Genomic DNA, 14,451 nt, shown 5'->3' on the forward strand with positions numbered 1-14,451 from the left:
CGTTACGCATGACGCCCGAAGCCGGAACGGGCGTGAAAGACACTGTCGTCCGCAGGTGCGGCGTTTGAAGCGGGGGCTGTAGGGTCTGTGCGTACGGGCTGCCCATGCTCGTCCCAGGTGCAGGTGCCATCGGCGCACTCGATGCCCAGCTCGAGAAAGCGCCGATATCGCTCATCATAGTCCATTTCTCCTCCCTCCTGCAGAGCCAGTTGAAGGAGCGTCTTGCTGATGCCTATAGGCGGAAGCGCCGGGTTTGTGGGGGCGATGCCTGTTTCGGTTTTGAGGTTGGTCGAGCTCCAGAAGGCGGCGTAAGCCAGCATGGACTCCGGCCCGCTCTTGGCCTCGATGGCGGCTTGGCAGGCGAGTTGCCCGTTCTCATCGGAGGGCACGAGCAGCCAGCGCCGTGCTGCTTGCACGGCAGCCGCTTTTTTTGACGCTGAGGGCAGGGGCGGCAGTCCCTTGAGCTTCAGAGGGAAGTGTTTGCCCATTTCCTCATCGAGTGCAGGCTTGATGGCTTGGGTTTTCTCTTCAAGGGCCCTATAGACGGGACCGAAGGACAGAGGGTGCTCCTCTTCCGGCTTGGGGGTGAGGGACTCATGGTATTGATCCAGCTCCCGAAGGGCCATCTCTTTGAATTGGTTGACGACGTCCTCCATGGGCAAGGGGGCGTTGGGATCTCCGAGCACGTCCTGAGGGAGTGCGTCTCGCATTTGTTCCATGAATTGCCGTATGTAGTTAAGCTTGACTTCCAGGCGCTGGTCGGGTGTCAGGTAGTCGCGGTTTTTGACTTTTTCTTCGAGCTCGGATCTTAGTTGCTCGATGCTTTTCATGCGCTCGCTGATGTCTTGTTCGATACCGGATGTATCGGTCAGCTTGGCCGCCAAGGCGTCAACGCTTTTTTGTCGGCGCTCCGTGGGGGTGCACCCGTCTTTGGCCAGATCTTGTTGAATGTCATCCTGCACCAGTTGCAGGCAGAGGTATGCCCACCAGACGCCGACGCGCGGGATGAGGCAGGCGCTGAGCAGATTGACGGCGGCTTCCGTCTTTCCGTGCATCAGCAGGATTTGAAGTGCCAGCTCATTGCCGATTTGATCGGTGGGGAAGAGCTCCTGTACTTCGTCTTCCGGTGCGTACCCGCGGAGCATCATGGTGTCGGCCAAGCTTTCTTGGTGCAGGAAGATGCAGGGCTTGCTGAATTGATGACCGTTCCAGCTCATGTGATGAGTTTCCGTTTGAGAATGTTTCAGGCATGCTGTTCCACACCGCTGTGGAGCTCGGCGTTGCTGGCTTGTTGCCGCAAGCTCTCGGTGACGGTTTGGACGGAGGTGCGGGTGTCGCCGATTTCGTTGGAGTGCATGAACGTCACGCTTTGACGATTGGTATCTACGGTCATGACGGTTTGCCTGACCTGTTGATCATCACCGATGACGGTTTCTTTTTTGAAGTTGACGGCGTGGATGTTCTCTTCCAAAACACTGCTTACCGTTGAGCCTTCGACCTCATTCTTTCTGAGGGCTGTCGTCTTCCGGTAGAGCGTTTCTTCCGCCGTGCCGGCGACATCAAGGCTCGTCCGGCTGATCATGATTTTACAGGCGGCTTCAATGAGGGCGGTGACTCCGAGCAAGCCTAGGGAAGCGAGTAGGGTATGAACTTCTGCACCTCCTTTGCCCGTTGAGCTTTCCTTTTGAGCCTTGCTCCGTTCTTCATCGAGCTCTTTGTTTTCGTGCTTGCCGTACTCTTCCTCCATGGTTGCTTCAGCGCAGAGGATGCCTTGGATGAGGGTGAAGAGATCCTGATGTTCTTTCCACTGCTTCGTGTGCGACATTTTGGCGGCGATCGCAGCATTGATCTTGGCGGTCATAGTGTTGGACGTCTTCAGGGAGGATGAGATGACCTTCGCTAGGTTGGAGGCCATGTCACCCAATCCTGTCCGCATCTGAAGAGCCTTGAAGCCTGCAAAGGGGGCCACGTTGTCCGACATGGACGCAGCATAGCGTTTCATGCTGACGGCGTATTCCTCGAGGGTTTTCGGGGAGAGTTTGATCAGACTCCCCGTAAGGGAAACGAGGTTTTTGTAGTTCTGACCACCGTTTTTCGCATGCCCCATCAAGGTTAGGACCAGGTCGATTCCCCCGGCCAGCAGGGAGGCGATGGTACCTACACAGTTGGCAAGTTCGGGATTTGCGAGTTTGTGTCCGTCGACCAAGGGGCCGGTGTAGGCAACGGAGGAGCTTGTTTCGGACAGGCTTGTGTCAAAAGCCAGACTCTTGACGACTCCGCCCGTGACCAGATTGTGGACGCTGTCTACTAAGGCAGCTCCGCCCACGATGGTTGTGGAGGGGGCGTAGAGCTTGGCTGCGTAGTCGGACACGGTGAAGGAGGAGCCCAAGAAGGTTGACGCCTTGAACATGTTGGTGGCGAAGTTGGTGACATAGGGCCCTTTGACGGTGACGCCGCTGGTGCCGACTTGGATGGATCCGCCCAGTGCCATTCCCGTGTTGCCGGAGCATTTGACGATTTGCGCTGTCTCGCCGCTATGATAGGGTGCATAGGCTCCGGGATTTTGCACCAGCCCGGCGGGGCAGGAGATTTCAACGCCGTCTTCTGAAATTCGAATGGAGGATCTCCCGACGCGCAGGGTGATGGCTTGTGCCGCGGTGACGACGATTTCTCCGCCCGCGTTGATGATTTGATGGTCGGCGGATTGCAGCAGCAAATCGCTGTTGGTGTACATGCTGATGCCTTCGAAATGCGGCCGTGTGATGGGGGCGTTGAGCGTGTTGAGGGCGTCTTTAGCGGCTCCCGCCATGACGTAGGAGGAGTTGTCCATATCCATCGCCATGCCGGCGATGGTTTCCACGACGGCGCTGGAGAGGTAGACCTTGCTGATGGCATCCTTTTGCTCAACGGGCTGCACGCCGTTGTCCAGCGATACCATCTGAATTTGGTTGAAGGGAAGGCGGTTTGAGGCCAGCTCTTTGACGGAGATGGGGCGCGTGGCCTGAACGTCATAGCGAGTGGTGGCCGTGCTGCCGCCGATGCCCGTCGAGCCGTCGCGGACGTTGAGGTCGAGCTCGGTTTGGCTCAGCTCGTCTTTCTCCAGCAGGAAGTCGCGTGCCGGAACGCGGGTGCGGTTGCGCAGGGTGACGGCGGAGTAGTCGGTGGCGTTGCTTTCCGCATTGTTGCGGGTCTTGCGATTCAGCGTGTGGAGCTCGGCAAAGGGTGCGGCATTGTTGTCGCGGAAGAGGGAGCTGATGGCCAGCGGGATGCTCATGTCGCCGCGATCGAGGCAGAGAAGCACGTTGCCCTTGCGGGGGCGGGTGAGCAGCCCGCTGTCGTTGTCGGCAAAGGGCGAGCCCAGCTCGACCCAGAGGGTGTTTGCCAGCGTCATCTTTTCGCCGTCGGATGTCGCGATGGTTTGTGCGGCGATTTCGCGAACTCGACAGAGGTTGCGACGGGGCAGGGTGCTGTCGATGGGCTTACCCGAACTGTCCGTGCCGGCGATGTAGGTGCTGCCGTCTTCGACGACGGCCAGAAAGTAGCGCATGCGGGGCTCCGGCCAAGCGTCGCCGATGATGAGTTCTTCATCGCTGAGATCCGGGGCGTTGTTGAGCCGCACGGGCTTCGGCAGGACGCCGAGCCCGGATTGTTCATCCGGCGCTCGCCCGTCAATGATCGCATCCCATGACTGATTCGCCGCGCTGACGTGCATGCGGGTGATGTAGTAGCGTTGCGTGTTTCGGTACTGCGCGGTGTTGGTCGCCCATGTCACTTGTCCGCCTAGGCGAAGTTTGAGGGCGTTGGCGGAGGAGGCGAGGTCTCTGACGCGCACGGCTCCGTGGCAGGTGTGCCCGTTGTCGTTGCCGCTGCGGTGGATGCTGTCCGTTGGGCGGGCGAACGCTTTGCCGAGGTTCTGATCCCAGCTTTCGTCGTGCAGGCTGACGCAGCTTGCCTTGCCCGGTTGCGGTGCGTTGTAATTCTCAACCAAGAGGGTGTCCTCGCCCTTCAGGTTTTGGACGCCGAAGCTGAGCTTCCACATCGAGGCGCCGGCAGAGACGGGCCGGATGGTCGGCAGATCCGCCGGGTCTGCCGGAAAGCCTCCCGGGCTTCGATCGGCGGCGGTATCGGTGGCGTCAAAGATGTTGACGACCTCGCGCTCTCCGTCGAAGGCCCATGTGTAGCCGAGCCCCCATGAGGCGAGCAGGCGCGCGAGAAAGTTGTAATCGCTTTCGTCGTTCTGGCGGACTTGGATGGTGTCCGGGATGCGCTTCTTTGCCTTGTCACTGAAGGTCAGGAGGGTGTTCCAGCGCTCTTTGTAGTAGGCCGTCAGCACCGAGCTTAAATCGAGGACTTGGGGATTTGCCGCGCTCTCGGTGTCTGTCGGGCTGAGTTCGGAGGCCGCGAAGACGCGACGCCCGAGCGAGTAGCAGGCCTTGGCGAGCTCGGGTCTCACGGTCCAGAGGTACCAGCCGGCGTCTTCACCTTTGCCGTACTGTGTGGTGGATTCAATGGACAGGATGAGCCCGTGGACCGTTTGCAGAGGGCTTCCGCCGACGCGGACGGAGACTTGGATGCGTTGCCCGAGGAGTTGCTGTACGTCCGACACGCAGTCGTCAAGGTTGCCCGTGGTCGCGGTCGCTTTGACGAGAAACTTGAATGAGTAGAGCGCGGAAAGTTCAAGCTCGCCTGCGATGAGTTTGGTGATCTCCATGACACAGTTCGCCGTTCTCGCGAAGTTGTGCTTGTAGGTGATGAGGGTTTCAGTCATGGCGGGAGGTGTCGGGTGAGCGTGAGGGGGGGGCGAGGAGAGCTCGAGGGGGCGAAGCGTTCAGTCCTTGGGGCGGCGGCGGCGCAGGGACAGGGCGGCGAGGGCCAGCAGGCTGAGGGTGGCGCTGCCGGGCTCGGGAGTGAGGGTGAGGATGAGGGATTGCCCGCCGTCCGCGAGCGAGAGGGCGGCATGGGTGGTGGCGCCGTCGGCTCCGATGAGGCTGATGTCGTTGAGCACGTCGTCGCTGAAGGCTTCTCCCCCGGTCACGAAGAGGGTGAAGCTCAGGCCGGAGGTGAAGGCGTCCGCGCCGCAGGCGGTGAGGTCTATCGTGACCTTGCTGAGCGAGACGCCGCTTTCGCCGACGAAGAGGGGCGTATCGGCGGCGGTCTCAGCTCCGATGAGAAGAGTGACGGAGCTGAGGCTGATCTCGCCCCCGGCGAAGAAGAGACCGCTGTTGCTCGACGCCTCCAGCGTCAGGTTGCTGATGCCGATGTCGCTCTCGGCGCTGCATGCCCACGGGGAGCTGAAGCCGCTCTCGGCGCGGAAGCTCAAGGTGGTGGCTTCCGCGTCGGCGCTGAGGTATTTGTTCGCGGGTGAGACGAGCTCGCGTTCCGGGTCGAGCGTGATTGACTGAAGCAAAAAAACTTCGGAATCGTAGCTGTCTTCCCACGCCGAGGCAAACTGATAACTCTCCTCCACCTCCGCCGCTGTTGCCGCAGGCGGCAACAGGGCGAGGAGAGCGAACAGCGGGGCGATGGCGCAGCACTTCGACATGGGATGACTCAGTCTTGGAGGGTGATGGCGATGTTGCCGTCCTGCACCGCAAGGGTGGCTTGGCCGTAGCTCTTTTGCTCGAGGGTGGCTTGGAGCATGAGCGAGCTGAGGCGCGGCAGAATGCTGTGCGTGATGATGTTGTCGATGATGCGAGCCCCGGCATCGGCTCGGCGTGCTTGGTCCATGACGAAGGCGGTGAGGTCTTCGCCCCAGCTGAGCGTGGTGCCGTAGCCGACCTTGAGGCGGCGGGCGACTTTGCCGAGTTTGAGTTTGATGATTTTGGCCATAACTTCCTGCGGGAGCGGGTAGTAGGGGATGACGACGATGCGGCCGAGCAGGGCGGGCGGGAAGACCTTGAGCATGGCCTCGTGCATGGCTTCGGCAACTTGCTCGGGGGTGGGCATGAGCTCGGGGTCGGCGCAGAGGCTCATCATCTCATCGGTGCCGACGTTGGTGGTCAGCAGGATGATGGTGTTGCGGAAGTCAATGAGGCGCCCTTCGCCATCTTCCATGCGGCCTTTATCGAAGACTTGGAAGAAGATTTCATGCACGTCTTTGTGGGCTTTTTCAACCTCGTCGAGCAGCACGACGGAGTAGGGCTTGCGGCGCACGGCTTCGGTGAGCACGCCGCCTTCGCCGTAGCCGACGTACCCCGGAGGCGCTCCCTTGAGGGTGGAGACGGTGTGCGCTTCCTGAAATTCGCTCATGTTGATGGTGATGAGGTTTTGCTCGCCGCCGTAGAGGGCCTCGGCGAGGGCGAGGGCGGTCTCGGTCTTGCCGACGCCGCTGGGGCCGGCGAGCATGAGCACGGCGATGGGTTTCTCAGGGTCGGCGAGGGAGGCTCGCGAGCTCAGAATGCGGTCTGCAATGATGCGCAGCCCGTGGTCTTGCCCGACGACGCGCTCGCCGAGGCTGTCGGCGAGATGCAGGATGTTTTCCAACTCGTTGCTGACCATGCGCCCGGTGGGGATGCCGGTCCACTCGCTGATGACGGCGGCGACGGACTGGGCGTCCACCTGCGGGAGGATGAGCGGGTGTTCGCCCTGAAGCGCGGCGAGTTCGGCCTCTCGCTCTTTGAGCTCGCGGCGCCGGGGTTCGGCATCCTTCTCGTCCGCTTCATCCGAGTCGAGGCTGTTGCGCAGTTCGACGACGCGGTTGACGAGGTCTTTTTCGCGCTGCCAGTCGGCGAGGCGGGCGGCTCGGTGCTGCTCGGCGTCGGCTTTTTTCCGGCGGAGCTCGGCGAGCTCGGCACGGCGATCGAGGCCGACTTTTTCTTCGTGTTCAAGCACGGCGATGCGGGCGTCCGTCGCGTCGATGGCGCGGCGCAGGTCTTCGATTTCCGCCGGCTCGCTGCTCTGCGAGAAGGCGACGCGTGCCGCGGCCGTGTCGAGCAGGCTGACGGCTTTGTCCGGCAGCTGGCGGGTGGGCAGGTAGCGGCGCGAGAGGGTGACGGCGGCGCGCAGGGCTTCATCGAGGATGAGAACCTTGTGGTGCCGGGCCATGACGCGGCCGACGGCAATCATCATGTCGTGAGCCTTCTCGTCGTCGGGCTCTTCGATGAGGATGTTTTGGAAGCGGCGCGTGAGAGCCGGGTCTTTCTCGAAATATTTTTTGTATTCGCTCCAGGTTGTGGCGGCAATGCAACGGAAGGAGCCGCGAGCGAGGGCGGGCTTGAGGAGGTTGGCGGCGTCGCCCTGTCCGGCGGAGCCGCCGGCGCCGATGAGGTTGTGGGCTTCGTCGATGAACATGATGATGGGCGTGTCCGAGGCCTTGACTTCATCGATGACTTGCTTGAGACGATTCTCGAACTCGCCGCGCATGGAGGCCCCGGCCTGAAGCCCTTGGAGATCCAGCGAGAGAAGGCGCACGTTTTTGAGCATGTCCGGGATGTCACCGCCGGCGATGCGCAGCGCAAGCCCTTCGACGACGGCGGTCTTGCCGACGCCGGCCTCGCCGGTGAGGATGGGGTTGTTCTGGCGACGGCGCAGCAGCACGTCGATGATGCGGCGCACCTCGGCGTCGCGCCCCACGACCGGGTCCAATCGCCCTTGGCGAGCCTCCTCCGTCAGGTCGGTGCAGTAGCGCTTGAGCGCCTCCTGTTTGCCGAGTTCCGCCGGAGCCATGGCGCCTGATTCGGCGCCGACACTGTCGGTGGCAAGCCCGCCGGAGGCTGCCGAGCTGCACCCTTCTTCGCGGCTGCCGTTGGTGATGGAGTAAAAATGATCCGACAGCTGCTCCTCCTTCACCTTGGCGAATTGAGGCGAAATCTCGGCCAGCCTGTGGCGGAGTTCGTCGGTTCGCAGGCAAGCCAGCAGCAGATCGCCCGTGCGGATGGTTCCCCTCTTGAAGAGCAGCGTGCTGAGCATCCACGCTTCTTTGATGGCCAACTCAATCTGCGGCGAAAAATCGCGGATGCCCGTCGCTCCGCGCGGCAGACGGTCCAAGGCCGATGTCAGATCCGCCGAGAGGCGGGACGCGTCGGCTTCAAAGTGGCGGAGAATGAGATGGATGTCGGTTTCTTCCGTGCTGATGATCTGGTTGAGCCAGTGGACGAGCTCCACATAGGGATTGCCGCGCACTTTGCAAAAAACAGTCGCGCTTTCAATCGCTTTGTAGGCGACGGGATCCAGTTTGCCGAAGAGTTCCGTTCGTTTGATTTCAGCCATGTTAACTAAAAGTTGAGGGTTAAGGTGCAGGTTGTCGTTTCGGATTGAGGGTCGGGGAAAATGGAATTGCCGCCCAGCCGGCACGTTGCATCGAGCGACGGGGCTGGTATGCTCTCGGTCATGATGCGGAACTGAAGTTCCCAGATGAGCGGGCGGGTGCTCATCAGCTTGAGCCACGCCTGCAGGCGCTGATAACCGATGCTGCCGGGCAGGAAACGCGCGTAGCGCTCGTAGGGGAGAGGTCCGATGATGAGCGTGACTTGCTCGGTGATGCTGCGTTGGCGCTCACCCAGCAGAGCGCTGCGCCCCAGCTCGCACACGCCGGAGTGACCCAAGCGGCATCGCGCCTCTTCGTCAATGGGGATGCGGCAGGGAGTGTGTTGCCTAAGGGTCACGGGAACGCCGAAGAAGCCCTCAAGAGTGCGGCACAGGGCTCCCGCTTGGCCCCTGTCGACCAGCTCCCGACCGAAAGCCACGGGGGCAAATGCGGGTAAGGGGGCGGCGCCTGTCGGATCTGTCGGCACGCCGGCGAGAGCCTTTGCGGCCTCTCCCAGCTCATCCTCTTCCGGTCGATCGTAGCTGACGGCCGCCTGCGGGCGGGTGCCGGCACGGTAAAACAGGGAGATGAGGCGATCGTGAAAGATATCCGCGAAGCGCTGCATCGTCAGGTCATAGTGGTGACGACTGCGCTCGTGCACGTATTCCGTCAGCGTGAGGGGCAGGGCTCCGCCGGGGCCGAAGAGACCGAAAAAATACACCTGCAGGGTGCCGCAGCCGCCTCCCGAAGCAAGCGTGTAGTCAAACAGTTCGCTGGGGGGAAAGTAAAGATGCGGTACTTGGGCAAAGCGCACGGCGGGCTTCAGCGAGGACTCCCACGAGCCCACGCGCGGGCAATCAGGCGACAACTGCTCGATCCTTCTGACGGTGGCGTAGAAGGAGTAATGCCCCGGGTGCGAGGCCAGAGCCTTGGAGAAGGCAAGGCTCACGGGATGTTCGCCTGTTGCTGCCATGTGTGAAGAGGGCCGGTTGACGTGCGGATGGTTACTTCGGTGAAGGTGTTGAGCTCGGTATGCTCCAGAATGAAGGCCGCGAGGCTTCGGGCGAAGAGATACACGCTGCTGCCGCCGAAGGCCCGTTCGTTGAGCTCGATGTCGAAAGACCACCCCCGCACCACACAGAGATCACCCAGAATGGGAAGCGTGCGCGATTTCGCCCGGACGCAAGCCGACTGAATGCTGTCCGCCTGCCGCATGGCAACCATGTCGTCCGGCCGATGCAGGTGGTGCAGCAGCTCCCTCAGCATCGCGGCAAGCGCCTGATCCCCGTACGAGGCGAGGACGGAAGGACTCATTCGGGCCAGTGCAAGGCACATCCAGCGAGCGCTATCCTGCGCCGGGGGCCCGTAGGGATGACCGGGCGGCGCGGCAAAGGAGGCCGTCGCCTCGCTGCTTCCGCAGCTCAGGGTCGCATCTTGGCGCAGAAAAAGCGGCAGGTCGCGGTTTGAGCACAGGGCGCGGCAGGCAAGACTCGAGACGGCATCTCGTTTCTCGGTGTAATCGGGCCCTGAAATCCGGAGATAGACCTCGCTGCCGGCATAGGGGCTGACACGTTGGCGGGAGCTTGCGACGGCCGTATCGCGGTGGGTCGTGAAGTAGTTGAGGCGCTCCCGTCCCTCCGGCATGAGGCCGTCTTCCGCATGATAGATGGGGTAGGCGTCGAAGAGCTTCACGTTGTCGCTGTCGTAGGCGGCGAGACTCAGAACTTGGAGCACCTCCAAGTTCCCGTTGGCCGTCAGATCCGGCACCACATGCTCACTGGGTTGCCACGAGGGAGCCATGCGGTCCAAGCGGCGCTCCTGCACATTGATGGCGCGGGCGCAATCCGTCTTCAGCGCATTCCCGGCCTGCAGAAGGATGCGCAGCCGATCCGACGGGGGACGCTTGAGCAGAAGCGAAATCGTCGCCTTGCCGGCTGTCGGCAGGTAAGGCCCTGCGTTGCAGAGCCTGAAAAATGAAAATTGTTCCGGCAAAAGGAAATATTCGGCTACGGGCGGGAGGGCAAGCGCTCCGCCTGGCGGCGGCAATTCCTCAAGTCGGCACGCCGTCGCCGGTGCGGGGCTCTCATCGTTTGCCTGCATCAACACACCCGCGCCGTCGCTCATCAGCAGTCCGAGCAGTTCACCCGCCGCCCTCTCCGGCAGCGCCATGTAGAAACACAGATCGTTCGCCGGAGTCCTTGGGCAATCCACGACGAGCTTTAAGGCTCCCACCGCCTGCATCCCGGCTCGCGCGGCGGCCTCCAAAACCTCCGCATCGTCGTACCGCGACTCGATGACCCGCACGCCGGAAGGCGTGAAATCCTCGCGCAGCGTATAGGCGCACAGCGGCTTGTCCGGAAGCGAAGTCGCCGCCGTGAAAACGGTGCCCTTGGGCAAAACGTCCTCCGTATCCGCGGGTTGAATGCAGAGGATGGCGCGGGAGGCCACGGGGGCATTATACTCCGGAGCCAGCCGATTGAGCAGGGTCTCGGGGAACTCGGATTGAGCCGCATCCACCTTGCGGGCGATCCGAGCCGTTAGAAACGCAACACCCTCCAGCAAGCGCTCCACATAGGGGTCGGCACACTCCTGCTCGCCGAGCTGCAGGCGGCGAGCCACCTTGGGGAATTCGGCGGCGAAGAGTTGGGAAGAGCGCCGAAGCGCATCCAACTCGTGCTCGTAATACTTCAGAAAGGCGTCATCCATGGGTCTTATGCAAGTGGCTTGAGGGACGTCTCACCCGTTTCGACATCCACGCGCAGGCGAAAATACAAATCATCGCTAAGGGGAGCGACGGCCAGCCGACAGGCGATATGGAGGTGCAGAGCCGTATGGTCGTCGCCGTCGCGGAGCGGGTCGGCAAGCACCTGAACACTCTCCGGCTGCACTCTGGGTTCGTAGCGGACGATGGCCCTGCGAACCGCCTCCGCAATAACGCGCGGTTGCTTATAACTCGAGGTGCGCCCGGCGTAGGAGTCAATCCCGTAGTGAAAGACCGACACCGCCGCCTGCGGATAATGTTTCTCCAGATGTCGCGATTCTTCCGGCGACGTGTGCGAATTGAGCAACATGCTCAGATTCGCGAGGATATCGCTGCGAAGCTGCTCCGCGGAAAACTCGGTTCCGTAAGTGCTGTCCTTTGAGGCAAAGGGATTCTCATCCGTCAGCCTCGTCAAAAGGCAGGGCAAGTACTTGCTGGAGTTTCGCTGCATATCCGTCACGTCGCGCCGTCAGGGCTCTTTTGCCGCCGCAGCGGGCAGGGGATTCTCATCGCCGCTGTCGAAGCGAAGAAGCGGCTCGTGCAGCATGGGGAACAAGCCTTCCGGAGTACACCAGCAGCGCTGCCCCGCGCCGATATAGAGCCCCGCTCCGCACTCGGTCCATGCCGTCGAGCGCATCATCAGCAGCTCGGAATCGAGCTTGCCGTTGATCACGGGATAGCGTCCCGGCATGCGACCGACCATCACCTCACCGTTCTTCAGCTGCAAGCGCACATGAGCCCAAAGCAACTCGACGGGGTGAGTGGGGGCGGCCAGCTCCATCGACCGAACAACGGACAGATCGACCACTCCGTGCGTATCGCCGACGAGGAGCTCCAACACGCCGGCCAAGCGCGCATCGCCATCGAGAATCCAAGGGCTCGCGCCCCGGCTGAGCACGGCCTTCGTCTCCGGCAGCGCATCCGTCAGGCGAGCCGATGCTTCGGCTCCGGCCTGCAGGCCCTCGCGAGCATACGCGGCAAGCGCTCCCGCAAACAGATCCGCCCACTCCGGCTTTTCCCCGAACCACGTCGGCGGCGCGTCCGCGCGAAACATCGCCTCGCGGCGGCGCTCCGCGCGGATGAGCTTGCCGAGCGTCGAGCAGAACACCGCAGATGCCGGGTGAAGGCTCATCAGGGCATCCGCCTGCTTGTCCGCCCTCTCCCACTCTCCCTCCAAGCAGAGCACCTGAGCAAACAGAGCGCGCGACGCCGCATCCCGGGGATTTTGGCGAATGTCCTGCGCCACCTGCTCGTGCAGGGCCGTCAAGTTTCCTTGGGCAAACAAGGTCTTCGTATCCATAGCCTGTCTCAGCGTGTTGAAATAATGAAAAAAGCCGACGACTCACAGCGGGCGCCGGCTTTGCAAGACCAGAAGTCTTGGGGCTCAGGCTGACTGATCGGTAGCGACGTTCCACCCGGCTGCCACATCACCGCCGAGTTCGCCCGTGGTCTTGAAGGTATGCGTCGTCCACTTGAACTGCTCGGCAACGATGCTCACCTGCTCCACGAGGCGCAGCGCCGCGGCATCGCGGCCGATGCCGGCCATGAGCGTCTCCGAGCACACGGGAGCATCCACCGTCATCACCTTAGCCTCGATGACGCGGGCATTCGTCAGCTCCACCTCATAGAGCTTCTGCTTGGCGCCGCCGATTTGAGCGCACACCTCGAGCTTGACACTGGCGATATTCTGGCCGCTCATGCAAGCCTTCTGAATGTTCGGCGTCGCCTTGTCGAGCAAATGCACGAACACGAGCGGAGCCAAGACACCGCGACCACTGGCATTCGTCTGATTGGCAAACTGCGTCTCCTGCGTAGCTCCGTGGCTGAAAGAAACAACGTCAACCCAATTAGCGTGTGCCACATCGGTGGATTGCCCCTCGATGCCGTCGATTTGAATGTAGGAATTAAAGGCCATAATAATTACTTGTAGGTTTGTATGTTAACGAAATGATGGTTTATTTTTTCTCACTGGGGAGCTTGGTAACGAGTCGAAGCGAAGCCGTCAGACCCTCGAGCTGGAAGTGGGGCTTGAGGTAGAACTTGGCGGTGTAGTAGCCGGGATTGCCGTCCACATCCTCCACCACCACATCGGCGGAAGCAAGCGGGTAGCGCGCCTTGACGCTCTCATCGGCATTCGGATCCGCCGTCACATAGCCGGCAATCCAGTTGGAGAGCCATTTCTGCATGTTCTCCCGCCCCTTGAACGAGCCCACCTTGTCTCGCACGATGCACTTCAGGTAATGCGAGAAGCGGCTTGTCGCGAAAATATAGGGCAGGCGAGCGGAGAGACGGGCATTGGCCGTTGCATCGGCATCGTCATACACCGTCGGATTGTTCAGCGTCTGACCGCCGAGGAAGACGGCGTAGTCCGTGTTCTTCCAGTGGCTGATCGGCAAGAAACCGTTCTGAGAGAGCTCCGCCTCGCGGCGATCCGTGATGGCAATCTCCGTCGGGCACTTCATGGCCACGCCGCCGTCATCCGTCGGGAAGGTGTGGCAGGGCAGAGACTCCACCATGCCGCCGGACTCCACGCCGCGGATCGAAGCGCACCAGCCGTACAGCTTGAAGGCGCGGTTGATATTAACGCCCATGGCATAGGCCGCATTCATCCACGTGTACGCGGAATTATCGCCCGCGCCGGTCTCCTCCTCAAAGGCGAAGCCCTCGACGGGCGAGGTCTTGGAGCCGTAGGGCAGACGCGCCAGCACGCGCGGCATCGTCAGAGCCAGATAGCGGCTGTCCTCCGAATCGCGCAGACTGCGCCAGGCGGCGTACTCCGGCGTCTGGAAAATCTTGCTGATGTCTCGCGGGTTGGCGAGCTCCTGCCAGCTGTCCATATTCATCAGCAGGGGATCCGCCGCCGAAATCATCGGGCAATGGGCAGCTGCGCAAATGCGGCCCATACCCTTGAGAATCTCCACATCCTTCGGCTGATGGCTGAAATAGTAGTCCGCCACCAGAGCGCCGTAAGGCTCACCGCCCGGAGAGCCGAACTCATCCTCATACAACTTCTTGAAGAGAGGATTTTGATCCCAAGCCGCGCCCTTGAACTTCTTGATCGACTTCGCGAGCTCGTCCTTGGAAATGTTAAACACCTTAATCTTCAGGCGGCTGTCCGTCTCCGTGTTCGACACGAGATAGTGAAGGCCGCGCCAAGCACTCTCCAGCTTCTGGAAATCCGGATGGTGAATGACCGTATTGAGCTGGGCACTCAGCTTGCGGTCAATCTCCGCAATCATGGCCTCAACCGATGAGATCACGTCATCCGAAATCAAATTCGCCTTGCCGAGAGCCTGCGTCGCCAGCGTTCCGACGGCCTGCTGCACGGCGGACTTGGCCTCTTGAGTCTTGGGTTTGAACTCGCGATCGAGCAGCGCCTCAAAATCATTCAGCTCGAGACTCGCTGCCGAAGCCTGCGTATCCGTTTGTGTTTCCGGCGTCATAA

General features: G+C 61.5%; 10 protein-coding genes. All 10 read right to left on the minus strand.

Going from position 1 to position 14,451, the window contains the following annotated elements; all coding sequences use genetic code 11:
- Positions 1-2 precede the first annotated feature (2 nt).
- Positions 3-1,217, minus strand: coding sequence for a DUF6931 family protein (locus AC6UAL_RS02380; protein WP_500681755.1), 1,215 nt, complete (start codon positions 1,215-1,217; stop codon positions 3-5).
- 26 nt (positions 1,218-1,243) lie between these two features.
- Positions 1,244-4,768: a phage late control D family protein gene (locus AC6UAL_RS02385; protein ID WP_500681756.1), complete on the minus strand. Its 3,525-nt coding sequence runs from the start codon at positions 4,766-4,768 to the stop codon at positions 1,244-1,246.
- Positions 4,769-4,828: 60 nt separating this feature from the next.
- Positions 4,829-5,542, minus strand: a complete 714-nt coding sequence (locus AC6UAL_RS02390; RefSeq protein WP_500681757.1) for a hypothetical protein — start codon at positions 5,540-5,542, stop codon at positions 4,829-4,831.
- Positions 5,543-5,550: 8 nt separating this feature from the next.
- Positions 5,551-8,208 (minus strand): type VI secretion system ATPase TssH, encoded by a 2,658-nt coding sequence (gene tssH / locus AC6UAL_RS02395; protein ID WP_500681758.1) that lies wholly within the window; start codon positions 8,206-8,208, stop codon positions 5,551-5,553.
- Between the two features lie 5 nt (positions 8,209-8,213).
- Positions 8,214-9,218 carry a type VI secretion system baseplate subunit TssG gene (tssG, locus tag AC6UAL_RS02400; RefSeq protein WP_500681759.1) on the minus strand — a complete coding sequence of 335 codons (1,005 nt, stop codon included), beginning with the start codon at positions 9,216-9,218 and terminating at the stop codon, positions 8,214-8,216.
- Positions 9,191-10,951 carry a type VI secretion system baseplate subunit TssF gene (gene tssF, locus AC6UAL_RS02405; RefSeq protein WP_500681760.1) on the minus strand — a complete coding sequence of 587 codons (1,761 nt, stop codon included), beginning with the start codon at positions 10,949-10,951 and terminating at the stop codon, positions 9,191-9,193. Before tssF ends, tssG begins: the two co-directional genes overlap by 28 nt.
- A 5-nt stretch (positions 10,952-10,956) precedes the next feature.
- Entirely contained in the window at positions 10,957-11,457 is a 501-nt protein-coding gene (tssE, locus tag AC6UAL_RS02410; RefSeq protein ID WP_500681761.1) for a type VI secretion system baseplate subunit TssE, read from the minus strand.
- 18 nt (positions 11,458-11,475) lie between these two features.
- Entirely contained in the window at positions 11,476-12,306 is an 831-nt protein-coding gene (locus tag AC6UAL_RS02415) for a type VI secretion system accessory protein TagJ (protein WP_500681762.1), read from the minus strand.
- Between the two features lie 84 nt (positions 12,307-12,390).
- Positions 12,391-12,921: an Hcp family type VI secretion system effector gene (locus AC6UAL_RS02420; protein ID WP_500681763.1), complete on the minus strand. Its 531-nt coding sequence runs from the start codon at positions 12,919-12,921 to the stop codon at positions 12,391-12,393.
- Between the two features lie 40 nt (positions 12,922-12,961).
- Positions 12,962-14,449, minus strand: coding sequence for a type VI secretion system contractile sheath large subunit (gene tssC, locus AC6UAL_RS02425; RefSeq protein ID WP_500681764.1), 1,488 nt, complete (start codon positions 14,447-14,449; stop codon positions 12,962-12,964).
- Positions 14,450-14,451: the final 2 nt, after the last annotated feature.

The sequence above is a fragment of the Candidatus Parakkermansia intestinigallinarum genome, assembly GCF_944389695.1.
Lineage (GTDB): Bacteria > Verrucomicrobiota > Verrucomicrobiia > Verrucomicrobiales > Akkermansiaceae > Akkermansia > Akkermansia intestinigallinarum.

Excerpts from the sequence above, each read along its gene's own strand:
- AC6UAL_RS02390 (WP_500681757.1), bottom strand. The coding sequence starts at position 5,542 with ATGTCGAAGTGCTGCGCCATCGCCCCGCTGTTCGCTCTCCTCGCCCTG.
- AC6UAL_RS02385 (WP_500681756.1), bottom strand. The coding sequence starts at position 4,768 with ATGACTGAAACCCTCATCACCTACAAGCACAACTTCGCGAGAACGGCG.
- AC6UAL_RS02415 (WP_500681762.1), bottom strand. The coding sequence starts at position 12,306 with ATGGATACGAAGACCTTGTTTGCCCAAGGAAACTTGACGGCCCTGCAC.
- tssF (WP_500681760.1), bottom strand. The coding sequence starts at position 10,951 with ATGGATGACGCCTTTCTGAAGTATTACGAGCACGAGTTGGATGCGCTT.
- AC6UAL_RS02380 (WP_500681755.1), bottom strand. The coding sequence starts at position 1,217 with ATGAGCTGGAACGGTCATCAATTCAGCAAGCCCTGCATCTTCCTGCAC.
- tssE (WP_500681761.1), bottom strand. The coding sequence starts at position 11,457 with ATGCAGCGAAACTCCAGCAAGTACTTGCCCTGCCTTTTGACGAGGCTG.
- tssG (WP_500681759.1), bottom strand. The coding sequence starts at position 9,218 with ATGGCAGCAACAGGCGAACATCCCGTGAGCCTTGCCTTCTCCAAGGCT.
- tssH (WP_500681758.1), bottom strand. The coding sequence starts at position 8,208 with ATGGCTGAAATCAAACGAACGGAACTCTTCGGCAAACTGGATCCCGTC.
- tssC (WP_500681764.1), bottom strand. The coding sequence starts at position 14,449 with ATGACGCCGGAAACACAAACGGATACGCAGGCTTCGGCAGCGAGTCTC.
- AC6UAL_RS02420 (WP_500681763.1), bottom strand. The coding sequence starts at position 12,921 with ATGGCCTTTAATTCCTACATTCAAATCGACGGCATCGAGGGGCAATCC.